General features: G+C 63.2%; 22 protein-coding genes. 10 read left to right on the top strand and 12 right to left on the bottom strand.

Going from position 1 to position 24479, the window contains the following annotated elements; all coding sequences use genetic code 11:
* Nucleotides 1–206 precede the first annotated feature (206 nt).
* Nucleotides 207–626, top strand: coding sequence for a TetR/AcrR family transcriptional regulator (locus tag ASU23_RS01730; protein WP_081558219.1), 420 nt, complete (start codon nucleotides 207–209; stop codon nucleotides 624–626).
* On the opposite strand, the gene ASU23_RS01735 is transcribed toward ASU23_RS01730, so the two are convergent.
* From ASU23_RS01735 to ASU23_RS01750, 4 genes are all read right to left on the bottom strand, one after another.
* Nucleotides 623–2431, bottom strand: coding sequence for an ABC-F family ATP-binding cassette domain-containing protein (locus ASU23_RS01735; RefSeq protein WP_003946255.1), 1809 nt, complete (start codon nucleotides 2429–2431; stop codon nucleotides 623–625). The two genes, ASU23_RS01730 and ASU23_RS01735, sit on opposite strands and share 4 nt — an antisense overlap.
* Nucleotides 2431–3366 carry a 4-(cytidine 5'-diphospho)-2-C-methyl-D-erythritol kinase gene (locus tag ASU23_RS01740; protein ID WP_030536307.1) on the bottom strand — a complete coding sequence of 312 codons (936 nt, stop codon included), beginning with the start codon at nucleotides 3364–3366 and terminating at the stop codon, nucleotides 2431–2433. Before ASU23_RS01740 ends, ASU23_RS01735 begins: the two co-directional genes overlap by 1 nt.
* An 81-nt stretch (nucleotides 3367–3447) precedes the next feature.
* The gene (locus tag ASU23_RS01745; RefSeq protein ID WP_058037030.1) at nucleotides 3448–4224 is read right to left on the bottom strand and encodes an ABC transporter permease; all 777 of its coding nucleotides are present in this window, start codon (nucleotides 4222–4224) and stop codon (nucleotides 3448–3450) included.
* Nucleotides 4225–4260: 36 nt separating this feature from the next.
* Entirely contained in the window at nucleotides 4261–5256 is a 996-nt protein-coding gene (locus tag ASU23_RS01750) for an ABC transporter ATP-binding protein (protein WP_082661283.1), read from the bottom strand.
* A gap of 97 nt (nucleotides 5257–5353) precedes the next feature.
* On the opposite strand from ASU23_RS01750, the gene ASU23_RS01755 reads away from it, so the two are divergent.
* On the top strand, nucleotides 5354–6322 hold the full coding sequence (locus tag ASU23_RS01755; protein ID WP_042449230.1) for a YafY family protein: 969 nt from the start codon (nucleotides 5354–5356) through the stop codon (nucleotides 6320–6322).
* A 96-nt stretch (nucleotides 6323–6418) separates the two neighbouring features.
* Here the strand turns inward: ASU23_RS01755 and ASU23_RS01760 are convergent, their stop codons facing one another.
* The gene (locus ASU23_RS01760; protein ID WP_003946232.1) at nucleotides 6419–6622 is read right to left on the bottom strand and encodes a cold-shock protein; all 204 of its coding nucleotides are present in this window, start codon (nucleotides 6620–6622) and stop codon (nucleotides 6419–6421) included.
* 314 nt (nucleotides 6623–6936) lie between these two features.
* Between ASU23_RS01760 and ASU23_RS01765 the strand changes: the two genes are divergently transcribed.
* Genes ASU23_RS01765 through ASU23_RS01775 form a run of 3 tightly spaced genes read left to right on the top strand, consistent with a single transcriptional unit; the run spans nucleotide 6937 to nucleotide 10329 of the window.
* Nucleotides 6937–7146 carry a heavy-metal-associated domain-containing protein gene (locus ASU23_RS01765; protein WP_003946267.1) on the top strand — a complete coding sequence of 70 codons (210 nt, stop codon included), beginning with the start codon at nucleotides 6937–6939 and terminating at the stop codon, nucleotides 7144–7146.
* 7 nt (nucleotides 7147–7153) lie between these two features.
* Entirely contained in the window at nucleotides 7154–8068 is a 915-nt protein-coding gene (locus ASU23_RS01770) for a hypothetical protein (RefSeq protein WP_058037031.1), read from the top strand.
* Nucleotides 8068–10329 carry a cation-translocating P-type ATPase gene (locus tag ASU23_RS01775; RefSeq protein ID WP_058037032.1) on the top strand — a complete coding sequence of 754 codons (2262 nt, stop codon included), beginning with the start codon at nucleotides 8068–8070 and terminating at the stop codon, nucleotides 10327–10329. The genes ASU23_RS01770 and ASU23_RS01775 overlap by 1 nt, the downstream gene beginning before the upstream one ends.
* Nucleotides 10330–10388: 59 nt before the next feature.
* On the opposite strand, the gene rsmA is transcribed toward ASU23_RS01775, so the two are convergent.
* From rsmA to ASU23_RS01790, 3 genes are read right to left on the bottom strand one after another with little or no spacing between them, the layout of a single operon-like run.
* A complete protein-coding gene (gene rsmA / locus ASU23_RS01780; protein ID WP_003946263.1) occupies nucleotides 10389–11288 on the bottom strand; it encodes a 16S rRNA (adenine(1518)-N(6)/adenine(1519)-N(6))-dimethyltransferase RsmA in 900 nt (299 codons plus the stop codon).
* Nucleotides 11289–11297: 9 nt separating this feature from the next.
* Nucleotides 11298–12425, bottom strand: coding sequence for a resuscitation-promoting factor (locus ASU23_RS01785; protein WP_058037033.1), 1128 nt, complete (start codon nucleotides 12423–12425; stop codon nucleotides 11298–11300).
* 31 nt (nucleotides 12426–12456) lie between these two features.
* Nucleotides 12457–13581 carry a resuscitation-promoting factor gene (locus tag ASU23_RS01790; protein ID WP_042921286.1) on the bottom strand — a complete coding sequence of 375 codons (1125 nt, stop codon included), beginning with the start codon at nucleotides 13579–13581 and terminating at the stop codon, nucleotides 12457–12459.
* 236 nt (nucleotides 13582–13817) lie between these two features.
* Between ASU23_RS01790 and ASU23_RS01795 the strand changes: the two genes are divergently transcribed.
* Together ASU23_RS01795 and ASU23_RS01800 are read left to right on the top strand one after the other, a co-directional pair.
* Nucleotides 13818–15266, top strand: a complete 1449-nt coding sequence (locus ASU23_RS01795; RefSeq protein WP_003946214.1) for an amino acid ABC transporter substrate-binding protein/permease — start codon at nucleotides 13818–13820, stop codon at nucleotides 15264–15266.
* Between the two features lie 17 nt (nucleotides 15267–15283).
* Nucleotides 15284–16030 (top strand): amino acid ABC transporter ATP-binding protein, encoded by a 747-nt coding sequence (locus ASU23_RS01800; protein WP_030536313.1) that lies wholly within the window; start codon nucleotides 15284–15286, stop codon nucleotides 16028–16030.
* 36 nt (nucleotides 16031–16066) lie between these two features.
* On the opposite strand, the gene ASU23_RS01805 is transcribed toward ASU23_RS01800, so the two are convergent.
* Nucleotides 16067–16456, bottom strand: coding sequence for a DUF6578 domain-containing protein (locus ASU23_RS01805; RefSeq protein ID WP_058037034.1), 390 nt, complete (start codon nucleotides 16454–16456; stop codon nucleotides 16067–16069).
* A gap of 77 nt (nucleotides 16457–16533) precedes the next feature.
* On the bottom strand, nucleotides 16534–17361 hold the full coding sequence (locus ASU23_RS01810) for a TatD family hydrolase (protein ID WP_030536315.1): 828 nt from the start codon (nucleotides 17359–17361) through the stop codon (nucleotides 16534–16536).
* Nucleotides 17362–17382: 21 nt separating this feature from the next.
* On the opposite strand from ASU23_RS01810, the gene metG reads away from it, so the two are divergent.
* Both metG and ASU23_RS01820 read left to right on the top strand, forming a co-directional pair.
* A complete protein-coding gene (metG, locus tag ASU23_RS01815; RefSeq protein WP_058037035.1) occupies nucleotides 17383–18981 on the top strand; it encodes a methionine--tRNA ligase in 1599 nt (532 codons plus the stop codon).
* An 81-nt stretch (nucleotides 18982–19062) separates the two neighbouring features.
* On the top strand, nucleotides 19063–20310 hold the full coding sequence (locus tag ASU23_RS01820) for a DUF2786 domain-containing protein (RefSeq protein ID WP_172826980.1): 1248 nt from the start codon (nucleotides 19063–19065) through the stop codon (nucleotides 20308–20310).
* Here the strand turns inward: ASU23_RS01820 and rsmI are convergent.
* Nucleotides 20307–21137 carry a 16S rRNA (cytidine(1402)-2'-O)-methyltransferase gene (gene rsmI / locus ASU23_RS01825; RefSeq protein ID WP_003946264.1) on the bottom strand — a complete coding sequence of 277 codons (831 nt, stop codon included), beginning with the start codon at nucleotides 21135–21137 and terminating at the stop codon, nucleotides 20307–20309. The two genes, ASU23_RS01820 and rsmI, sit on opposite strands and share 4 nt — an antisense overlap.
* Nucleotides 21138–21211: 74 nt before the next feature.
* Between rsmI and ASU23_RS01830 the strand changes: the two genes are divergently transcribed.
* Nucleotides 21212–22720 carry a dolichyl-phosphate-mannose--protein mannosyltransferase gene (locus ASU23_RS01830; RefSeq protein ID WP_003946230.1) on the top strand — a complete coding sequence of 503 codons (1509 nt, stop codon included), beginning with the start codon at nucleotides 21212–21214 and terminating at the stop codon, nucleotides 22718–22720.
* A 72-nt stretch (nucleotides 22721–22792) separates the two neighbouring features.
* Here ASU23_RS01830 and ASU23_RS01835 read toward each other — a convergent pair whose 3' ends face one another.
* Nucleotides 22793–24427 carry a BCCT family transporter gene (locus ASU23_RS01835; RefSeq protein WP_003946258.1) on the bottom strand — a complete coding sequence of 545 codons (1635 nt, stop codon included), beginning with the start codon at nucleotides 24425–24427 and terminating at the stop codon, nucleotides 22793–22795.
* Nucleotides 24428–24479 lie beyond the last annotated feature (52 nt).

Consider the following 24479-nt stretch of genomic DNA (forward strand, 5'->3'; position numbering starts at 1 on the left):
ATAGAACATACTTTCGATAACCAGAGACAAACCGGACAACTTCGGGAACATGAAGACTTGAGACCTGTTGCAGTACATCACCATTCAGCTAGCCGTCAAAGACGACGCGATAGAGGACGTATCCCGCGAAACACACAATCGCAACAACGCACAGCACAAGCAGGATGTCGAAAAAGACGGGCCGGGTTGGGTTTCGAGCCTGGTCGATGAGAGGCGTCGAAGACGAGGCGGGCGTGCCACACGGCAGCGCACGGCACTACTTCGCAAACCAGCGTGGACTGATAGTCGAGGTGGTGCGACACCTTCTGGACGGTGATCTTCCTCGCCCGGGCGAGACGCCGAAGCAACAGGTGGCCCGGTGGCTGGGGCCTGAATCCGGCCGCACTCGGGCGCGTTACGAACTGATCATCGCGTCATTCCACGATCCCGACCTCGCAGTGGAACTGGTGCGTGGTCGGGATCGGTTTGTCGACATCCTGGTCGAACGCGGCATGACCTCGTCCGATGCAACGGAGTTGGTCGCAGCACTGGACGGGCTCGTTCTGGACGCACTGCTGCGCAGGCATGCTCCGGAAACCCTGGATCCCGAGCGAATCTTCAAGAGGTTCGCAGCGAAGTTCCCCTAGCCGTCCAGCTCGGCGAAGAGCTCCATCCACTGCTCTTCGGCGGCTTCCTTGTCGGCGATGACCTGCTTGAGTTCGGCGCCGAGCTTCTGCAGCTTGTCCGGGTCGGTGGCCGCGTCGGCGAGGGAAGCGTGCAGCTTCTTCTCTCGGTCGTCGAACTTCGCAATGGACCGCTCGAGCTTCGAAAGTTCCTTGCGTGCAGCGCGATCCGCGGCGCCGTCGCGGACCTGCTTGCTCTTCGACGCACCACTCGCCGTCGAAGCCACCGACGGGTTGTCGCCATCCCCCATTGCTGCGCGCCGACGCAGGTAGTCCTCGATACCGCCGGGAAGGTTGGTGAGCTTGCGGTCACCGAAGAGCGCCCAAGTGGTGTCACAGATGCGCTCGATCAGGTACCGGTCGTGCGAGATGACCACCATGGTGCCCGCCCAGCCGTCGAGCAGATCTTCGAGTTGCTGAAGCGTGTCGATGTCGAGATCGTTGGTCGGCTCGTCGAGAAGCAGGACGTTGGGCTCGGCCATGAGGACACGCGTCAACTGCAGACGTCGGCGCTCACCACCGGAGAGATCACCGACTGGGGTGCGCTGACGCGCCGGCGTGAAGCCCAACCGCTCAGCCAGCTGACCCGCCGATACTTCCTTGTCTCCCAGCGTGATTCGCTCGGCTACATCCTTGACCGCGTCGAGTACGCGCATGTCGGTCGGTAGATCGTCGAGTTCCTGCTTGAGCCAACCGATGTGGACGGTCTGCCCCTGAATGCGCTTTCCGGCGGCAGGCTCGAGTTCGCCGGCCAGAGTCCGCAGCAGAGTCGTCTTGCCCGAGCCGTTGACACCGACCAGGCCGACACGCTCACCTGGAGCGAGACGCCAGGTCAGATCCTCGACGAGTACACGGCCGTCCGGAGTCTCCAGACGCGCGTCTTCGAGTTCGATGACAACCTTGCCGAGTCGACGCTGGGCGAAGGACGCAAGTGCCACCGCGTCACGAGGTGCCGGAACGTCGGCGATCAGGGCCTCCGCGGCCTCGATGCGGTACTTCGGCTTGGACGTACGGGCCGGCGCACCGCGGCGCAGCCATGCGAGTTCCTTGCGTGCAAGGTTGCGTCGACGCTCTTCGGAAGCGTCAGCCTGACGCGAACGCTCGGCGCGAGCGAACACCCAGTCGTTGTAGCCACCCTCGTAGCTTTCGACGCCGCCGCCGACAACCTCCCAGGTGCGGGTGGCGACGGTGTCGAGGAACCAGCGATCGTGGGTCACGACGACAAGCGCGCTGCGACGCGAGACGAGGTGCTCGGCCAACCACTGAACACCTTCGACGTCGAGGTGGTTGGTGGGCTCGTCGAGCACCAGCAGGTCGAGGTCCTGAACCAGGGCCGCAGCGAGAGCCACGCGGCGACGCTCACCGCCGGACAGGCCGTCGACCTTGGCGTCCAATGCGGACCGCTCGCCACCGGCGCCCAGGTTGTCGATGCCGATACCCGAGAGCACCGAACGGATGCGCGCGTCGCCGGCCCATTCGTGTTGCGCCACTCCGAGCGGCCCCAGGACCACTTCACCGACAGTGGAGCCGGGAGGCAGCACACCGCGCTGCGTCACGACGGCCATACGCAATCCGCCGACGCGGCTGACGCGTCCCGAATCCGGCTGCTCCACACCCGCGAGGACTTCGAGCATGGTCGTCTTACCGCCACCGTTGAGGCCGACGACGCCGATGCGCTCGCCCTCCTCGACGCCCAGGGAGACCCCGTCGAGCAACGGCTTGACGCCGAAAGACTTCGACACGTTTTCCAGATTGATCAGATTCGCCATCAGTGCTGTCCCTTTGCCGCATTGTCGAGTATTCGTGCTCCGGGAACGGGTCCGCTCGCCACGCGAACGGTGCGGCACACCCCCGCTCCCGCAAGTTCTGCGCTCACTTCCACCGCGGACTGTGCGTCGGCGCAGAGAAAGGCGCATGTCGGTCCGGAGCCGGAGACGATGCCGGCCAAAGCTCCGGCTTCGACGCCCGCTCGAAGCGTCCGTCGTAGATCCGGGTTGAGTGAGAGTGCCGCAGCCTGCAGATCGTTGCCGAGCAGCGACGCAAGCAGATGAGCGTCACCCGTGGTCAGTGCCTGGATCAACGCATCGGCGCTCCCCAACCGTTTCGGGGAGCCTTCTGCCCGCAGCTTGTCCAGCTCGCGGAACACGACTGGTGTGCTCAAGCCACCCTTGGCCAGCGCCAACACCCAGTGAAAAGTGTGGCGGGTCAACACGGGGACAAGTTGTTCGCCGCGGCCGGTTCCGAGGGCAGTGCCACCGTGCAGCGAGAACGGAACGTCACTCCCGAGGCGTGCCGCAAAAGCGTCGAGATCAGGCCGCGAGAAGTCGAGCTTCCACAAAGCGTTGAGCGCAACCAAAGCGGCGGCTGCGTCGGCACTCCCGCCGGCCATTCCGCCTGCGACGGGGATGCCTTTCTCGATGACTATCTCGACGTTCGGGGCCACGCCACCCTCGACGGCGAGCATCTCGGCGGCACGCCACACGAGGTTGGTGCGATCGGTCGGCACGGCCGCGGCGTCGTCGCCGATCACCCGCACGGTCAAGGTGTCCGCAGGCGCCACCGTGAGGGTGTCTGCCAGCGACAATGCCTGAAAAACCGTCGTCAGCTCGTGATAGCCGTCGTCTCGCAGGTCCCCGACGGCAAGGTGGAGATTCACCTTGGACGGGGCCCGGACGACTACGGGGCGTGGAACGACGGAGAGCACAAGGAACAACAATAGGCGCTGCGAACACCTGGGCGAAAACCTGCGACCGCAGCAGCCCGTCCGACAGCCAGCACACCCACGCTATTTCACCGCGCGCACACCTACGCCCAGACCGACCACCGCCACGCCCAAGGCGGCGACGATTCCTGCCAGAACGCTGCTCGACGCGAAGTCTCCGGCAAAGAGTGCCCGCTCGGCGTCTACGACGTAGCCGAGCGGATTGATGTTCACGAGGACCTTCATCCAACCTGGTGAGTCCTCGAGTGGAAGCATGGTTCCCGACAGGATCAGGAGCGGGAACATCAGCGTCTGCTGAACGACCCAGAACATCCAATCCTGCTCCCGCACAGCCAGAGCGAGAGCGTACGAGAGCGCACCGAGTCCGACGCCGAACACTCCCAGCAGGACTATCCCGAGCGCGGCTCCCGCTGCATTGACGTCCAATCCGAGCGGAAGTGCGACAAGAATGATCAGAATCGCCTGCGCGGCAAGCGGAACCATCTCCTTGCACGCTCGCCCGATCAACAAGGACGAGCGTCGGAGCGGAGTCACCAACATTCGCTCGTGCGATCCCTGCTGCATCTCCATCAGGAGGTTGGACCCGGTCATCGTCGTTCCGAAGATCGCGATCATCACCAACACACCGGGAATGAACCAATTCCATACGCCGTCACCGGTACCCGGAACCCCTTTGAGCAGAGGCCCGAACAACGCCAACAGGATCAGCGGCTGGATGAGGCTGAAGATGACGCTGACCGGGTCGCGCAACATCGGTCGTAGCTCACGGCCCATCACGACTACGCTGTCTCGAACGATGTTGCCGTGCACGGTACGTGGGGTATCGAGTGTGATTGTCATGGCGGATTCCTGTTCGTCGAAGATCTTTGTCGTGTTTCAGGAAGCGACAGCAGCGGCGCTCTCGCGCAGGCTGCGGCCGGTGAGAGTGAGGAAGACGTCGTCGAGAGTCGGCCTGGTGATGTCGGCAGTGAGTGCGCGGGCACCACGGGCATCGGCTTCACGCAGCAACACCGGTAGCGTCGAATCACCCTCGCCAGCACGGATACTCACCGAACTCGCCTGGACGGTGACGTCACGCACAGTGACAAGTCGCTCGGCCACCGACGCTGCGACGGCGGCCGCCTCGACGCTGTCGAAGGTGAGCAGAAGATGATCCCCCGCAAGATCCACTTTGAGTGCAGCGGCGGTGTTGTCCGCGATAACAGTGCCCTCGTCGATGACGATGACCCGCTCCGCCATCGAATCCGCTTCTTCCAGGTAGTGCGTGGTCAGCACGATCGTGGTGCCCATCTCGCGCCGCAACCGCAGGATGTGGTCCCAGAGGTTGGCCCGACTCTGCGGGTCCATGCCCGTGGTCGGCTCGTCGAGGAACAGGAGCGGTGGGCGATGGACCAGGCCGAGGGCGATATCGAGCCGCCGTCGCTGCCCGCCGGACAGCGTACTGACCTTTCGAGTACCCAACGCGGTGAGTTCGAGATCACGCAGCAATTCGTCGGCCCGGACCTGCGAGTCGCCCTTGGGCATTCCGTAGCACAACCCCTGCGTCACCAACTCGTCGCGAACTCGCTGGTTGTGGCCGGCTCCGTTCCCCTGTCCGACGTATCCGAGGCTGGAGCGCACCTCGTTTCGTGCCGCAGCGATGTCAAATCCTGCGATTCGCGCGCTGCCGGACGTGGGCTCGAGCAAGGTGGTCAGCATGCGCAACGTCGTCGATTTTCCGGCACCGTTCGGCCCAAGCAAGGCAACCAACTCACCCTCCGCTACGTCGAGCGTGACTCCCTTGACTGCTTCCACGAGTTTCTTGCCCTGAGCGAAGTGCTTGGTGAGCGCCTTCGTCTCGATCATCGGTCCGCCGTCGTTGATGCGACTCATGATGTGGCCCCAATTTCTTCTCGATTGGTCGGATGCGGACCAACCTAAATTCAATTGAGGACGCATTGGGTCCTAAATGTTTGGCAGACTTCTGGCCATGAAGGAGACATCGGCTCGCCTACTGCGGTTGCTGTCACTGCTCCAGACGCGTCGAGACTGGTCCGGTGCCGAACTCGCGGACAAACTCGCGATCACCCCGCGCACAGTCAGACGTGACGTGGACCGCCTCCGCGATCTCGGCTACCCGGTCGACGCGACAGTCGGAGTCGGTGGCGGATATCGCCTGGGAGCGGGCGCGGAGATGCCCCCGCTACAGCTCGATGACGAAGAAGTGCTCGCGGTGGCACTTTCACTGCAGTCCGGAGCGACCGGCTCGGTGGTCGGCATCGGCGAGGCCTCGATGCGCGCGCTGGCGAAGCTGCGGCAGATCATGCCGTCGAGGCTGCGACACCGTCTGGAGTCGCTGTCGATCGACGTCGTGCCACGCGAGCCCGCCGCGAGCGCAGTCGATGCGTCGGTCTTGTCCGCCATCGCGTCGGTGTGCCACAACCACGAACGCCTGCGATTCGACTACAGCACTCACGACGGCACCCAGAGCCGGCGCGAGGTGGAACCGTACCGGCTCGTACGGTCGGGCGTCCGGTGGTATCTGGTGGCCTGGGATCTCGCTCGCGAAGACTGGCGATCATTTCGCGTAGACAGAATGGAACCCAAGATCCCCACCGGCCCACGATTCGTGCCGCGGGAACTACCCGCCGGTGGTGCAGCAGACTTCGTTTCCCGCGGTGTCGCTCGGGCCTATTCCTCCACGCGCGCAACAGTTCTACTGCATGCACCCATCGAGCAGATAGCACCCATGGTCAACGAACAGTGGGGATCGGTGGAGTCCACCGACGAAGGGCGTTGCGTCATAGTGCTTTCGGGCACTTCTCTGCGATCGATCGCACACTGGCTCAGAGCTTTCGACGTCGATTTCACCGTTGTGAATCCACCTGAACTCCGCGAAGAATGCCGCACGATCGCGGCGGAGACGGCAGTCGCCACTCAGCGGTATCTGGATGCATGACAGCGTTTTTCACCCAAATACAACAAGACCCCAACTCCGAAGAGTTGGGGTCTTGTCAGTACGTCATGCGTCGGTTGCCCGACTCACATGGACGTCTTAGACGATGGTAACGCCGGTGGCCTGCGGGCCCTTGTTGCCCTGACCGATCTCGAACGCCACGCGCTGGTTCTCCTCGAGAGTGCGGAAGCCGCCACTCTGGATCTCGGAGTAGTGAACGAAGACGTCAGCACTGCCGTCTTCGGGAGCGATGAAGCCGAACCCCTTCTCGGAGTTGAACCACTTCACGATGCCCTCTGCCATGTAAATCTCCTCTAACACAGTGTCAACAGGCAGTCGCTTCGACCGCCCGGGTCACTTACTACGACCGTTCTGAGACAAATCCGTGGAGGATGTCCAAACGCTCGCAACCTAACCATTTGCGAGCGTGGAAACACAAACACAAACACTTACGACCAACACAAGTAGACCACACATCCGCCCTGTTGTCTTCCCTGAGGCCTTCGTCACTGCCCAGCCCGTTGACAGGCATACCCCCTGGGGGTACCTTCGATTGCAGAGTGATACCTACACCGGGTATCCGTAAAATAAGCTTTCCACAACCGAAGGGACCTGCGATGACCACCGCCGAATACACCGTTTCCGGAATGACCTGCGGACACTGCGTCGGATCCGTCAAGGAAGAGATCGGCAACATCGCGGGAGTAACCGCGGTGGATGTCGAACTGGCGAGCGGACGTGTCGTCGTCACCAGCGATGCTCCCGTCTCCGCAGCCGACGTCGTCGCAGCAGTCGACGAAGCCGGCTACGCAGTCGTACCAAGCTGAGTCAGCCGTGCGCACCTCGACAACACTTGCCGCCTACGCCGTAGGGCTGGTCGCCGTCTTCGGCGCCGCCCTCGGCGTGGGGGCCGCAATCGGAAGCCCGATAGACATGTCCACCACCCAGCACAGCACCCACGAATCAACCACCGAATCGATGCCAGGCATGGATTCGGCAACACCTGCAGGACTCGAAGTCTCCTCCGGCGGATACACACTCACCGATGTGACCGCACCCGGTAGAGCTGGGGAGCCGGGAACCTTGACCTTCCGGATTCTCGACGACACCAACACGCCCGTCGTCGATTTCGACCTCCTGCACGAGAAGAAACTCCACCTCATTGTCGTCCGAAACGACACCAGCGAATTCCGCCATGTACATCCGTCCCTCGCTGCAGACGGCACCTGGTCGATCGACTGGGCCTGGCCCGCCGCCGGCACCTACCGAGTCTTCGCGGACTTCGATCCCACCGACGGCACCCAACTGACACTCGGCCGAAACTTCGACGTGGCAGGCGAATTCACTCCTACGCCGCTACCTGCGAAGAGCGCGACCGCAACCGTCGACGGATACACCGTGACTCTCGACGGTGATCTGACCACTGCCGGCGGCCCGATCACGCTGAGCGTTGCTCGCGACGGAGCCCCGGTCACCGATCTCGATCCGTACCTCGGTGCCTTCGGTCACCTCGTTGCCCTGCGCACCGGCGACCTCGCCTACCTGCACGTGCACCCCGAAGGCGAGCCAGGCGACGGCGTCACAGCTCCTGGTCCGGACATTTCCTTCCACGCACAGGCACCGAGCGAAGGCACATACCGGCTGTTCCTCGACTTCCAGCACGAGGGCGTGGTTCGGACCGCCGAATTCACTGTTGATGCAGGCATTTCCACAGCTTCAGTTCCAGACAATCACGAGGGAGGGCACTGATGACGTCACCGACTGCGGTCGACAATGCTGCCAACTCGAGCAGCGTCGAACTCGCGATCACCGGGATGACCTGCGCCTCCTGCGCGTCACGAATCGAGAAGAAGCTCAACAAGATCGACGGCGTCACAGCCACCGTCAACTACGCGACGGAGAAGGCCAAGGTCACCTTCCCGGACGGGGTACCCGTCGAAGATCTGGTCACTGCCGTCGAGAACGCCGGTTATTCCGCCGCGCTCCCCAAGCCGCCCAGCGCGCCGGACACCGTCGACCCGGATGCGGAAACCCCGCAGGATCGTGATCTGCGCGAGCTCCGTACCCGCCTGATCATCTCGACTCTTCTCTCCGTGCCGGTCATCGCTATGGCAATGATTCCTGCGCTGCAGTTCGACAACTGGCAATGGCTCTCCCTCACACTGGCCGCACCGGTCATCGTGTGGGCGGCCCTCCCCTTCCACCGGGCTGCCTGGGTGAACCTGCGTCACGGCGCGGCCACGATGGACACGCTCATCTCGCTGGGCACCATCTCGGCCTTCGTCTGGTCGCTCTACGCACTGTTCTTCGGCACTGCGGGCGAAGCCGGTATGAAGCACGCCTTCCGGCTGACGGTCGACCGGATGGACGGCAGCGCCAACATCTACCTCGAAGTTGCCGCGGGCGTCATCACGTTCGTGCTGGCCGGACGCTACTTCGAGCACAAGTCCAAGCGCACGTCCGGCGCCGCACTACGCGCACTCATGGAACTCGGTGCGAAAGACGTCGCGGTATTGCGCAACGGCGTCGAAGTACGAATCCCCGCCGAAGAACTGGCAGCGGGCGACTCCTTCATCGTCCGGCCCGGCGAGAAGATCGCCACCGACGGCATCATCACCGAGGGCCGCTCAGCCGTCGACATGAGCATGTTGACCGGCGAATCCGTGCCGGAGGAAGTCGGTGTCGGGGACACTGTCGTCGGCGCCACCGTCAATGTCGGTGGAACCTTGACCGTCGAGGCAACCCGGGTCGGGAGCGACACCCAACTCGCCCAGATGGCGGCACTGGTCGAAGACGCCCAGAACGGCAAGGCCGAAGTTCAGCGCCTCGCCGATCGGATCGCCGGTATCTTCGTGCCGGTCGTCATCGCGATTGCCGTTGCGACACTGGGCTACTGGCTCGGTACCGGTAACCCCATCGAGATGGCCTTCACCGCTGCGGTCGCCGTGCTGATCATCGCGTGCCCCTGTGCCCTCGGATTGGCAACGCCCACAGCCCTGTTGGTGGGCACGGGTCGCGGAGCTCAGATGGGAATCCTCATCAAGGGACCCGAGGTGCTCGAATCGACGCGCGCAGTCGACACCGTCGTGCTCGACAAGACGGGAACCGTCACCACCGGTCAGATGACATTGCTGGACACCGTGGTGGGCGAAGGAACAACCGTCGACGAGGTCCTTCGGCTGGCCGGCGCACTCGAACATCGCTCCGAGCACCCCATCGCCGCAGCGATCGCGAAGGGTGCGACCAAAGCCGTGGGCGAATTGCCTACGGTCGAGGATTTCGTGAACGTCGCCGGGCGCGGCGTGCAGGGAATGGTCGACGGTCACGCCGTCGTCGCGGGCCGAGACGCGCTGCTCGCCGACTGGTCGATGCCGTTGCCGGAAAATCTCCGCGAGGCGAAGGCTGCAGCAGAGAAGGCCGGGCGCACCGCAATCGCGGTGGGCTGGGACGGCAAGGCGCACGGCATCCTCGTGATCGCCGACGCGGTCAAGGACACGAGCGCCGAAGCAATCGCGCAGTTGAAAGCACTCGGCCTCGAACCGGTTCTGCTGACCGGTGACAACGCCACCGTTGCTCGCACTGTCGCGGATCAGGTCGGGATCAGCACCGTCTTCGCCGAGGTCATGCCTGCGGACAAGGTCGACGCCGTCAAGAAACTGCAAGCGGAAGGACGCGTCGTGGCCATGGTCGGCGACGGCGTGAACGACGCGGCAGCCCTGGCTCAGGCCGATCTCGGCCTGGCGATGGGCACGGGTACCGACGTTGCGATCGAGGCCAGCGACATCACTCTGGTGCGAGGTGACCTGCGGTCGGCAGCCGATGCAATTCGACTGTCCCGCAAGACGCTCAAGACCATCAAGGGCAACCTGTTCTGGGCATTCGCCTACAACACGGCTGCGATCCCGCTGGCTGCGGCCGGCCTGCTCAACCCGATGCTCGCCGGTGCCGCAATGGCATTCAGCAGTGTGTTCGTGGTGAGCAACAGCCTGAGGTTGCGGCGGTTCAAATAAGGGGGCAAGCCCCCTGTGCGCGGTTAGGGAGTCCCTGCACTCCTTAACCGCGCACGGGGCTATTCGCCTCCAGCCAGCCGAACGAAGGCTGCTGCGTCGAGCATCTCGCCACGCGTCTGTGGCTCGATGCCGGCAGCGAGGAGCCGTCGTTCGGCCTCGGCAGGCGAACCTGCCCAACCGCTGAGAGCGGCACGCAAAGTCTTGCGGCGCTGCGCGAATGCGGCGTCGATCGCCGCAAAAACCTGCTTGCGGTGCTTCTCGTCCATCGGCCACGGCGGCTCCGCATACCGGTCGATACGAACCAGTCCTGATTCGACCTTCGGCACCGGCCAGAACACGTTGCGTCCGACGGCACCGGCGCGGCGAACCTCGCCGAAGAAGTTGGCCTTGACGCTGGGAACGCCGTAGATCTTGCTTCCCGGATCAGCCGCCAGGCGATCGGCAACCTCGGCTTGCACCATCACGAGTGCGGTCCGCAGACTCGGAAGCGACGCGAACAGGTGCAACAGCACCGGCACCGCGACGTTGTACGGCAGGTTCGCGACCAGCGCGGTCGGCTCGCCGGGAATCTGTGAAGGCAGCACACGCATCGCGTCGGCTTCGACGACGGTCAGTCGATCGGCCAGTTCCGGCGCTCGCTCGGCCACCGTCTTCGGCAGGCGAGCCGCGAGGTTGGGATCGATCTCGACCGCGATCACACGATCGACGACGTCCATCAGCGCCATCGTCAGCGAACCGAGACCAGGCCCTACCTCGAGAACGACGTCGTCACGTGTCACGCCTGCCGTGGTGACGATGCGCCTCACGGTATTGGCGTCGTGAACGAAGTTCTGCCCCAACTGTTTCGTGGGCCGGACACCGAATTCCTCGGCAAGAGCGCGCACCTCGACCGGACCGAGCAGGGCTGCCTGCCCGCGCGGAGTAGCGATGGGTTCGTTCGATTGTTCGGCGTCTGACACCAGTAGAACTTATCCCAGTCCGAGGCGACCCGAGCACGACGGCCATGCGCCCCAGCCCTGAGTGCGCTGGGTCTGTGTCGCAATCGCGATCTGTTCTTCACGGGTGGCGAGGTCGGCGCGGGGCGCATATTTCAACCCGCCCTGTCGTTCCCAGGTGTTCTGATCGAACTGCACGCCGCCGTAGAAACCGTTGCCGGTGTTGATGGCCCAGTTACCGGTGGCCTCGCACTGTGCGAGCGCATCCCACGTCGAACCGTTCTCCACGGGCGGCACCTCGGTGCCCGGCTTCGTTCCGACACGCACGACCTTCGGCTGCGCCGGTGTGGTGATCGTCTCCGAGACCTGGGTACGTCCGGCTTCGACACCGTTGACGAGATTCACGGCGAACGTCACGTCACGCACGCCGGGCACGCCCGGGTTCTCGACGATCGTGCGACTCTGGTTCATCGTCGGATCCTCGATGCGCTGATCCGGCGGATCGAGCGGCAAGGTCTCGACCTTGTTCTCGGTGCGGTTGCGCGTCACCGTGACCTCCAGGCCCTCGGTCAGTGGAGCGTCGGCGGCGGGAACCACCGTGTCCGACTGCTCGAGCGGAGTGCCGTTGGCGGTAAGGAACTCCCCGACCGTCGGCGCCGCGATACGCACGTCTGCTGCCGCGTTTGCGCCGTCGACCAGTTTTGCGACGACCGGTGTCAGCACGTCGAGCGCGGCGCCGTCCAGCGGAAGACGCTGCGAGCGCGAAGCCGACACGTGCACATCCGCCGCGACGTCCAACTGCTTCAACGCGTCGTCGACGGTCAAGGCAGTGGTCCAGAGCTTCTGCGGCTGACCGTCGACCGTCAGCGTGATCTCACGGGCACGACGGAGCACCACGGTGTCGCCGTCGGACAGCGAAGCGTCGGCCGCGGGAGCAACTGCATCCTTGTCACCGATCGGGTAACCGGCGTCCTCGAGAGCGCCGTCGACGTTGGTCGACATGGTGCTCAGGCGAATCTGCTCACCGTCGACATCGAGAGTGATGGTCTTGTGCCGGACGACGGCCAGAACACCACCCACGAGAACCGTCAGGATAAGAGCGGCGATCGCCGAGTACAACAACGGCGACCTGGTCGAGTTGATCTTGGCGAACGGTGACATCGGTTCCTGTGTTCTGTGAGGTGTGAGCGCGTCAGCGCAGGCCCAATTTGCTGGTGCAGGACGGCCAAGCACCCCAGCCCTGACCGGCGCGGACCTTCTCGCCGATCGCGATCTGCTGTTCACGTGATGCGAGGTCGGCGCGAGCTGCGTACTGACCGCCGCCGAATGCTTCCCAGGTGCTCTGGGTGAACTGAAGTCCTCCGTAGAAACCGTTGCCGGTGTTGATGGCCCAGTTTCCGGTCGCCTCGCACTGAGCAATGGCATCCCACGTCGACGCGTTGGACACAGCGGGAGCGGAAGCCTGCTTGGTACCGACCTTCACCACTGCTGCGACCGGTTCCTTGATCACGGTCGCGGACAGTTCGGTTCGTCCGGCCTCGACGCCGTTGACGGTCTTGACCTCGACAGTGGCCGTGCGCTCACCCGGAACACCCGGGTTCTCGACGACGGTCTTGTCCTTCTCCAGCTCGGGATCCTCGACCTTGTTCTCCGGCGGCGCGATCGGCTGCGTCTCGACGCGAGTGTCCGTGCGGTCGCGAGTGACCTGGATGGTCAGGCCGTTGGTAACGGGTGTGTCGGCGGTGGGAACCACCGAGTCGGCCTGCTCGAGCGGCGCATTCTTGGCCGCGAGAAGATCGCCGACGGTCACGGCGGCGAGCTTGACCTCCGCCGCGGGAGCGCCACCGTCGCTGACGCTGACGGTCTTCGGGCTGACGACGTCGAGCTCGGTCCGTTCGAGCGGCAGACGATGCGAGCGCGAAGCTGAGACTGCGAAGTCGTCGGAAACATCTACCTGCTTCAATGCCTCGTCGACCGTCAATGCGGTGGTCCAGATGGTGGTCGGCTGACCGTCGACGGTCAGAGCCAACTCACGGGCACGGCGCAGTACGACGGTATCGCCATCGGACAGGGAGGAATCGGCACTGGGTGCGAGCGCGTCCTTGGGATCGACCGGGTATCCGGCGTCCTCGAGAGCGGTACCGACGCTGCTCGACATCGTGGACAGCGAAATCATGTCGCCGTCGACATCGAGGGTGATCGTCTTGTGCCGAACCACGGCGAGCGCACCCCCGACGATGAGCGTCAGAAGCAACGCACCCACCACTGAATAGAGAAGTGGTGACTTCGTGGAGTTGATCTTGGCAAAAGGCGACACAGGAAATCCCAAGGCAGACGACGTTCGATCACAATACGGTAACGACCGAGCGTTGTATCGGCAACCAAATCACAACGAAATGCGACTTTTGTCACGGAACGGCAACGGCGTGTCGTGTGTTCTGCACTTTCCGGCTCCGATACCCGTGTATCGATTCAGCTCTGGGCGCAGTATGTTCTCGTCTGGTTCAAAGCAGTCCGGCGATCCCGGGCGCGACAGAAGAAAGCTGGGCGATAGTGCGAAGAAGATTCGACAGACCACGTAATGCCAGGTGGCCGATCCTGGCCATCCTGCTGGCGCTGATCGCAGCGCTGTTCGCCCCCGGAATCGCGAGCGCGCAACCCGGCCGCACCTACACGATCGCCACCGATCTGACATTCGCCCCGTTCGAATTCGAGAACGAAGACGGCAAACTCGTCGGCATCGACATCGACCTGCTCAATGCGATCGCCGAGGACCAAGGCTTCAAGGTCGACATCAAGCAGCTCGGCTTCGACGCTGCACTGCAGGCCGTGCAGGCCGGGCAGGCCGACGGCGTCATCGCGGGCATGTCCATCACCGACGCCCGCAAGCAGGTGTTCGACTTCTCCGACCCGTACTTCGAGTCGGGCGTGCAGATGGCGGTCCTCGAGACCGACAACGACGTGAAGTCGTACGAGGATCTGAGGGGCAAGCGCGTCGCCGTCAAGAACGGCACCGAGGGCGCCAGCTTCGCCGAGTCCATCAAGGACCAATACGGCTTCACCACAGTCTATTTCGCCGACTCCGCCAGCATGTACGACGAGGTCCGCACCGGGAACTCCGTCGCAGTCTTCGACGACTACCCCGTCCTCGCCTACGGCATCACACAGGGCAACGGCCTCAAGACGGTCACCGAAAAAGAGGTGGGCGCGAGCTACGGCTTCGCAGTCAACAAGGGCCAGAACGCCGAACTGCTCCAGATGTTCAACGCCGGACTGCAGAACCTGCGCGACGACGGCCAGTACGACGAAATCGTCTCGACCTACCTCGGTCAGGGCGCGTCGACGTCGGACAACTCCATCATCGGCTTGATCAAGAGCACTTACCCGCAGCTTCTCAAGGGCCTGTGGTTGACGATCGTTCTCTCGGTCGTCTCGATCGCGATCGCTCTGGTCCTAGGCGCGATCTTCGGTCTCTGCCGCGTGTCCACCAACATGTTCGTCCGAGGTATAGGCACGACCTACGTCGACATCTTCCGCGGCACACCGCTGTTGGTGCAGGCATTCTTCATCTACTTCGGCATCCCGGCAGCCCTGCATTTCCAGATGTCCGCCTTCACCGCAGGCATCATCACGCTCTCGCTCAACGCCGGCGCGTACATGGCTGAAATCGTCCGCGGCGGCATCCTGTCCGTCGACAAGGGACAGATGGAGGCGTCACGAAGCCTGGGCATCAGCTACATGAAGTCGATGCGAAAAGTCATCATGCCGCAGGCAATTCGCACGATGATCCCGTCGTACATCAACCAGTTCGTGATCACCCTCAAGGACACGTCGATCCTGTCGGTCATCGGACTCGCCGAGCTCACTCAGACAGGGCGCATCATCATCGCGCGCAACTTCCAGTCGTTCAACATGTGGCTGATCATCGGCGTCATGTACTTCATCATCATCATGGCGCTCACCAAGCTGTCGAACCGCCTCGAGAAGAGGATCAACAAGTGACCGAAACAGCCGTCAACATGGGCAAGTCCGCCACCGAGGTCAAGATTTCGGTCAAGGGACTGAAGAAGTCGTTCGGCGACAACGAGGTCCTCAAGGGCCTGGACGTCGACATCAAGAGCGGTGAAGTGGTCTGCGTCATCGGGCCTTCCGGTTCCGGCAAGTCGACCTTCCTGCGTTGCCTCAACCGCCTCGAAGACATCACCGCCGGATCCGTGCGCGTCGACCAGTTCGACCTCACGAACAAGGATGTCGACATCGACAAGGTGCGCCAGCACATCGGGATGGTGTTCCAGCACTTCAACCTGTTCCCCCACATGAGCGTCGTCGAAAACGTGATGCTCGCTCCGGTGCAGACCGGGCGATCGACCAAGGAGCAAGCTCGCGAGATCGCCGTCAAGCTGCTCGGCCAGGTCGGTCTCGCGGAGAAGGCAGATGCCAAGCCCGCCAGCCTGTCCGGTGGGCAGAAGCAGCGCGTTGCCATCGCCCGCGCACTCGCGATGAGTCCGGACATCATGCTCTTCGACGAGGCCACCAGCGCCCTCGACCCCGAAATGGTGGGTGAGGTTCTGCAGGTGCTGCGCGACCTCGCCAAGCAGGGCATGACCATGGTCGTCGTGACCCACGAGATGGGCTTCGCCCGTGAGGTTTCCGACCGAGTCATCTTCATGGCCGACGGATACATCGTCGAAGAAGGTAAGCCGGAGAGTCTGTTCGGCAACCCCCAGCAGCAGCGCACCCAGGACTTCCTGGCGAAGGTTCTCTAGGGGCAAGCCCCCTGTGCGCCTTTTTGGTAGTGGGGACTACCGGAAAGGCGCACGGGTGGTGGCCAATTCGACGACAACGGCCGTCTCCATCCAGCCACGACGACCGGCAACCAGCGACGACATGCCGCGAAAAGACCGTGGGACCTTCTCGACTCGAACGTGATCGGTGCTCCCAGGTACCAATACCCAGTGCCTGGGTTCTTGTTCGACAAACTCGCCGCGCTCGAGTCGGATCGAGAGAACGATCCCGGCCGTAGGTTCCACGTCGTCGGGATAGATTCCTCCATGAACCGTCCCGTCGAACCACAGCGACTCACGTATGGGGTGCAAAGCCCACGCAGATTTTTCGCCGACCACCGGCAACGGTGCACAGCACTCGAATTCCCATGTTTCGATGCGGACTGTGACCACGTTGTAGTCATTCATCTGAATTACTCCGCGCAGTAGACGGACCGGGACACGACGATCCCGGGCGCGGAGTTACCTGTCAGACCACCATAGCGTCAGAGCTTGTAGACGCGCTCCGCTGTCGCCGTGGACGCTGCTGCCAGCGCCTGCGGATCCTCGCCGCGGATGTCTGCGAGTGCGCGCACCGTGTACGGCAGGCAGTACGACTCGTTGGGCGCACCGCGGAACGGGTGCGGCGTCAAGAACGGCGCATCCGTCTCGACGATCAGTTGATCCGACGGCACCAATAGCGCGGCCTCACGCAGCGCCTTCGCATTCTTGAAACTCACGGTTCCCGAGAAACTCAACACGTAGCCCGCGTCGATGCACGCACGGGCCATCTCCGAATCCGAGGAGAAGCAATGGAACACCACGGTCTCCGGCGCGCCTTCCTCGTGCAGCACCCGCAGCAGGTCCTCATCGGCTTCGCGATTGTGAATCATCAGCGTCTTGCCGAGACGCTTCGCGAGGTCGATGTGCCACCGGAAACCGTCGACCTGCTCCTCGATGGTGGCGCACCCTTCGAGCTTGCCTGGCCAGTAGAGATCCAGCCCGGTCTCCCCCACCGCGACGACCCGCGGATCGGACGCCAACCGTTCTATCTCGGCTCTGGTATCGACATCGAGGACGTTCGCCCTGGTCGGATGGATTGCGACGGCTGCGTAAACCCTCGAATCCCAGTTCGCAGCGTCGACGGCAAAGCGTGCGGCATCAAGGTCGTCGGCCACCGTGACGACCCGTCCGACGCCGACGGCTTCGGCCCGATCGACAATTTCGGCCACGGTCGCAGCGTCGTGCGCACCACAGGCGTCGAGGTGCGTATGTGCGTCGATCAGAGGCGACAAGGGCTCAGGGGCATCGGGGGCGGGACGGTCTTTGCTCACGCCCGATAGAGTAAGCCCACCATGACTGTGCCTGCCTCACCCTCCCAGACCCCGCGCCCGGACTCCGCTGCCCCGGAAGGCGCGGAACGATCGCCGTTCTACATCACGACAGCGATCGCGTATCCCAACGGCGCTCCGCACATCGGCCACGCGTACGAGTACATCTCCTCGGACGCGCTCGCCCGCTTCAAGCGGTTGGACGGTCACGAAGTGTTCTTCATGACCGGCACCGACGAGCACGGTCTGAAGATGCAGCAGACAGCAATCAAAGAGGGCATCGACGTCCGCGAACTCGCGGCTCGGAACTCCGACGTGTTCCAGAACCTCGACAAGGTCCTGAACATCTCGTACGACCGGTTCATCCGCACCACCGACGCCGATCATCAGGTCGCCAGCAAGGCGATCTGGGAAAAGATGGCCACATCGGGCGACATCTACCTCGACACGTACTCGGGGTGGTATTCGGTTCGTGACGAGGCCTTCTACACCGAAGCCGAGACCACGCTTCTGGACGACGGCACCCGTCAGTCGACGGAGACCGGCACTCCGGTGGAGTGGACCGAGGAGTCCAACTACACCTTCCGTCTCTCGGCCTACGAGGACCGTTTGCTTGCTCTGTACGAAGAGCATCCCGAGTTCATTGCCCCCGCGACTCGTCGCAACGAGATCGTCAGCTTCGTCAAGGGCGGCCTCAAGGACCTGTCGATCTCGCGCACCACGTTCGACTGGGGCGTCGAGGTTCCCGGAGACCCCGACCACGTCATGTACGTCTGGGTCGACGCCCTCACCAACTACCTGACCGGCGTGGGTTACCCGAACGTCGACTCGGCGGAGTTCGAGAAGTTCTGGCCCGCGAGCCTGCACATCATCGGCAAGGACATCACGCGTTTCCATACCGTGTACTGGCCGGCGTTCCTCATGTCTGCCGGCATCGAACTGCCGGAGCGGGTCTTCGTCCACGGGTTCTTGTACAACAAGGGCGAGAAGATGTCGAAGTCGGTCGGCAACGTCGTCGACCCCATCGCGATGGTCGATCAGTACGGCCTCGACGCGGTCCGTTTCTTCCTGCTCCGCGAGATCTCGTACGGCCAGGACGGCAGCTACAGCCACGAAGCAATCGTGACGCGTATGAATGCAGACCTGTCCAATGAACTGGGCAACCTCGCGCAGCGTTCACTGACGATGGTCGCGAAGAACTGCGATGCCCAGGTACCGACCCCCGGCGAGTTCACCGAGGACGACCTGGCGATGCTGGCGTCGGCGGATGCCCTGCTTGCCAAGTGCCGCAGCGAGTTCGACGTGCAGGCGCTGCATCTCGCACTGGAAGCCATCTGGGGCGTTCTCGGCGAGACCAACCGGTACTTCTCCAAGCAGGAACCGTGGGTTCTGCGCAAGACGGATCCGGCACGCATGGCGACGGTTCTGTACGTGACGCTCGAAGTGGTCCGTATCGTCGGGCTTCTCGTTCAGCCGGTGATGCCCGACGCGGCGTCACGCATCCTCGATCTGCTTGGCCAGAGCGAAGAGAACCGGCAGTTCGCCGACATTGCGGTTCGCATCGACGCGAACCGGAAACTGCCTGCTCCGGCGCCAGTTTTCCCCCGCTTCGTCGAGGAATGAGCTAAGCGAGAGTGCCGCACGTGGGGTCCGAGATATCCGGTTACAGGCGGATGTGTCGGACCCCACGTGCACACTCCAGCCATGACGACGAATAGAACATACATTCGAACCAGCGCTTCGGCGCAGACACTGCCATGGAACGGAGCGCGGGTGTCCACTCAGGAGGTCAGCCCTCAATCCGTTTCCGCGGTGCGAGATCTCGTTTCCGAACTGTCCGCGGCGTACGACCGCGGATGGCAGCCGGCGGATCTGATTCATCTGGCGCGTCGAAGCAAAGACGCGTCCGACGCCGATCTCGCCGCCACCACCATCCTGTTCGACGCGAAGGCGTCGCGCGCCTCCGATCGCGCTCCGCTCGAATGGGTGGGGCAGTTGCAGACGATCGGCGAGCAGTATCCGAAGTCTCGGCATATCGCTTCTCGAATCACCGTGGACGACGACGTTTTTCGCTCCCTCGCGGCCGGCCTTCTGTTCCAGGATCCCTACTTCCTCGTTTCGCAGATCGTCGACGTCGCGCGATCGTGGATGCGCCTACCTCAGTGGACGGTGTTGCTCGCGCCACCATCCACCTGGCCGTCGCAACGCACCGATACCAGCTATGCCGGCGTCGGCGATACCGAGGTCGACGCCAAGGTACTCAAGCGAATTCGTGGACTACTCGCCAAAGCGGAAGCAACCAACTTCGCGGAAGAAGCCGAGATTTTCACCGCGAAGGCCCAGGAGTTGATGACCCGGTACGCCATCGACTCCGCACTGCTCCACAGTCGCGCCGGGGTCACCGACACATCCGTCAATGCCCGACGCATTCACATCGAGAACCCGTACGTGAAGGAAAAGGTTCACCTCCTGACCGAGATCGGCGAATCGAATCGAGTCAGGACTGTCTGGTTCAGCGACATTGCACTCGCGACCGTCGTCGGCACTCCGGTCGACCTTCAGCAAGTCGACATGCTGTTCACTTCCCTGCTCGTACAGGCAACCCGTGCAATGCAATTCGCCGACTCGAGCAATCGTGGCGGCTCACGCACCACCTCGTTCCGCAAGGGATTCCTGGCCGGGTTCGCCAGCCGCATCGGACACCGCCTGCGTGACGCCGGCACCAAAGCCACCGCCGAAGCGGCCGACGCGGCATCGATGGACGTCGCGGATCTTCTGCCGATCCTCGCCACCACATCCGAGGCCGTCGACGCCGAATTCGATCGATTGTTCCCGACAACCCGCAAGACTCGCGGACGGTCCGTGGACGCCGAAGGCTGGCACGCCGGCCAGGCTGCAGCCGACGACGCCAACCTGCGTCCCGGCGCACCCGCCGTGAACCGCTCCCGCTAGTCCTTTCGAGCGGCCAGGACCGTCTCGTACAACTCACGCTTGGAGACTCCGGCCGTTGCGACCAGAGCACACGCGTCCTTCAATCGTGCTCCCCCCTCGACCAGCCTTTCCACCTCGTCGACTAGATCGGCAGGATCAGATGCCACCAGCACTGCGCCTTCGAGCACCACCGTGATCTCACCGCGAACGCCCTCGGCGGCCCAAGCAGCTAACTCCCCGAGAGTGCCGCGCTTCACTTCCTCGTAGGTCTTGGTCAATTCCCGGCACACGGCCGCGCGCCGATTCGGCCCGAGAACTTCCACCGCATCTGCGAGGCAGTCGGCAAGGCGATGAGGCGCTTCGAAGAACACACACGCTCGCTGCTCGGTTGCCAAGGCAGAGAGCCACGTCTTGCGCTGCCCCTGCTTACGCGGCGGGAACCCGTCGAAGCAGAACCGCTCGACGGGCAATCCGGAGAGTGCCAGCGCCGTCGTCACCGCCGACGGACCGGGCAAGCACGTGACGGCGAGGTTCTCGGCTACGCAGGCGGCGACAAGGCGATATCCGGGATCGCTGACCGACGGCATGCCCGCGTCCGTGACCAGCAGGACGGTCTTGCCTTCGGCGACGTCGGCGACCAGCGCGGGCAGCCGGGAAATCTCGACCTGATCGTAGAAACTGACGATCTTCCCGGTGATGGTTACCTCGAGCGCGGACGCCAGAGACTTGGTGCGTCGTGTGTCCTCCGCAGCAACGACGTCGGCGGTTGCGAGAGCAGACCGAAGACGCGGAGACGCGTCACCGACATCTCCCATGGGTGTTGCGGCGAGTACCAAGCGACCAGTCATACCTGACAGCCTACGATTGCCAGGTGACTGTGCAGACGGACGAGCGGCCAACGCCCGCCACGAGCGATCGGGTAATGCGTAGTCCCGGCCCGCTGGTACCGGATCCTGATTTCGGCCCGACCGACAGATTGCGCGGCTGGATTGTCACCGCTTTCGTCACCGCTATCGCGGCGATCACACGCTTCACGATGCTCGCCTACCCGACCGACGCCGGCACACCTGTCTTCGACGAGAAGCACTACGTTCCGCAGGGCTGGCAAGTTCTGACCGGTGGCGGCATCGAAGACAATCCCGGTTACGGATTAGTGGTACACCCGCCGATCGGTAAGCAGATGATCGCGATCGGCGAAGCACTCTTCGGTTACAACGGTTGGGGGTGGCGATTCTCGTCGGCCCTGGTCGGGACACTGATGGTCTTGCTGATCATCCGGATCGTGCGCCGCATGACGCGGTCCACGCTGATCGGCGCGATTGCCGGAATCCTGCTCATCGTCGACGGCGTCACCTTCGTCTCCTCACGCCTGGGGATGCTCGACATCTTCCTGGCTTTCTTCGTTCTCGCCGCCCTCGGATGCCTGGTGGTCGATCGCGACCAAGTCCGCGAACGGATGGCGAAGGTATACGAAGAGGGCCGAATCGGCGACTCTGCCTGGGGTCCGCGGCTGGGTTTCCGGTGGTGGAGGTTCGGCGCCGGCATCCTGCTCGGCCTGGCCTGCGGAACCAAGTGGTCCGGCATGTACTTCATTCTGTTCTTCGGATTGCTCAGTGTTGCCTTCGACCTGTCAGCGCGCCGCGCCTACCGCGTGCAGCGCCCATGGGTCGGCACTGCAGTTCGCGACATCGGGCCTGCTCTGTATGCGTTGGTGATCATTCCGCTCGGTGTGTACCTCGCGAGCTACTGGGCCTGGTTCACCAGCGAGACCGGCGTCGACCGTCACGCCGTCGGTAACGAGATCGGTGAGGGCGGCACATGGAGCTTCATTCCCTCCGCGCTGCGCTCACTCTGGTACTACAGCGGAAACGTTCTCCAGTTCCACGCCGGTCTGACCAACTCCGCCGGAAACCACCACCCGTGGGAGTCGAAACCGTGGACGTGGCCGATGGGGCTACGACCGATGCTCTACTACTACGCCGACGGCGAGCAGGTCACCGGTTGCGGGGCCGCCAGCTGCGTCAAGGCCGTGATGCTGATCGGCACACCGGCGATGTGGTGGCTGGCCCTACCGATGTTGGCGTGGGCGATCTGGCAGACGTTCGTGCGCAGGGACTGGCGATACGCCGTGGTCCTGACGGGCTACGGTGCCGCTTACCTCCCGTGGTTCGCGACGCTCGACCGCCAGATGTACTACTTCTACGCAGTTGCACTCGCCCCGTTCATGGTCATGGGATTTGCGCTGGTCCTCGGCGATGTACTGGGCAAGGCGAGCGCGTCCGTCGAGCGTCGTACCACCGGACTTCTGGCAGTCAGTCTGTACATCGGTCTGGTCGTGGCCAACTTCGTCTACCTCTGGCCGATACTCACCGCCATGCCGATCACGCCGGAATCGTGGCAGAACCATCTGTGGTTGCCCAGCTGGAAATAACCGGACGACTAAAGGGGCACCGAACCGCAGTTCGGTGCCCCTTCACGGTTCAAGTCCTACTCCGCTCAAGTCCTACTCCACTGACTTACCCACACGGCGTCCTCGGCGCGGGCGTAGGAGAGCACGTTTCTGCTCCTTCGCCGCAATGATGATCGGGTCGTGCGAAAGATCCTTGTACAGCGAGAAGCACAATCCGATCATGACCAGCACGAACGGCGCCGCAGCGATGATCGTCATGGTCTGCAAGCCGTCGAGCGCTTCGGAACCACCGGTCCACAGCAGAAGCGCCGCGACGCCACCGGTCAACATGCCCCAGAACACCACGACCCAGCGACTCGGTTCGAGCGTTCCGCGCTGCGAGAGCGTCCCCATCACCATCGACGCAGCGTCGGCGCCGGAGACGAAGAACACTGCGACGAGCAGCATGACCAGGACAGTCGTCACTCCGGCCAACGGCAGATTGTCGAGCATGCCGAACAGTTGAGCCTCTTCCGAGCCTCGGCCGGACAAGCCGATTCCGTCGCGTTCCTCGCCGATGCCTGCGCCGCCGAAGATCGCGAACCAGAGCAAGCTGACAGTCGTGGGAACGGCGATGACGCCGACGATGAACTGGCGGATCGTGCGGCCGCGGCTGATGCGGGCCAGGAACATGCCGACGAACGGCGTCCAGGACACCCACCATGCCCAGTAGAAGATCGTCCACGACGAAAGCCACGCGCCGGTTTCAGGATTCGACGATGCACCCGTGCGGGCCGACATCTGGGCGAGGTCGGAAACGTATGCACCAATGGTCGTCGGGAGCAGATTGAGAATCAGCACGGTCGGCCCGAGAACGAACACGAACAGGGCCAAGATCAGCGCTAGCACCATGTTGATGTTGGAGAGCCACTGAATTCCCTTGGCCACACCGGAAACTGCCGAAGCGACGAACGCCAGGGTCAGCACCGCAACGATGGCCACGAGCAGGAATACGCCGGCCTCTTCCATCCAGCCGACTACCTCGAAACCGGAGCCGATCTGAAGTGCGCCGAGCCCCAAAGATGCTGCGGTGCCGAAAAGTGTCGCAAAGATTGCCAGGATGTCGATGACCTTGCCGATCGGCCCTTCGGCTTTGCGACCGAGCAACGGGATGAAGGCCGAACTGAACAGTTGCTTGCGTCCTCGGCGATACGACCCGTACGCAATGGCAAGGCCCACAACGGCATACATCGCCCAAGGATGAAGACCCCAGTGAAACATGGTGGTAGCCATGGCAGTTCCGACGCCACCGTCGGTACCGGGAGGCGGAGTCACGTAGTGCGCAAGCGGTTCCGCGACACCGAAGAACATCAGGCCGATGCCCATGCCGGCGCTGAACATCATGGCGATCCAGCTGACGGTTCGGAACTCGGGCTTCTCACCGTCTTTGCCCAGCGGAATGTCGCCGAATCGACTGACAGCGAGGTAGATGGAAAACAGCACGAAAGCCGAAGCTGCGAGTACGAAGAGCCAGCCGATGTTCGTCACCAACCAGCCGAGAACACTTCCGGTTACCGAGTTCAGGTTGTCGGGAGCTACGAGACCCCACACGACAATAGCCAGCACCGCTGCGGCCGCCACGGAAAACACCACGTAGTCGGTCCGAACGCCTACCCGAGTAAAGCCCGTCTCCGGGCGCTCTTCGTTGGCCCCGGAATCTTGTTCGGATCGATCAGATTTCGTCACCATAGATGACTACGTTCGTCACTTTGTGGGCCAAAAGCAAGCTGGAAGGCGGGCT

Origin of the sequence: Rhodococcus sp. KB6 (assembly GCF_001445685.1) — a bacterium.
Classification (GTDB): Bacteria; Actinomycetota; Actinomycetes; order Mycobacteriales; family Mycobacteriaceae; genus Rhodococcus_F; species Rhodococcus_F qingshengii.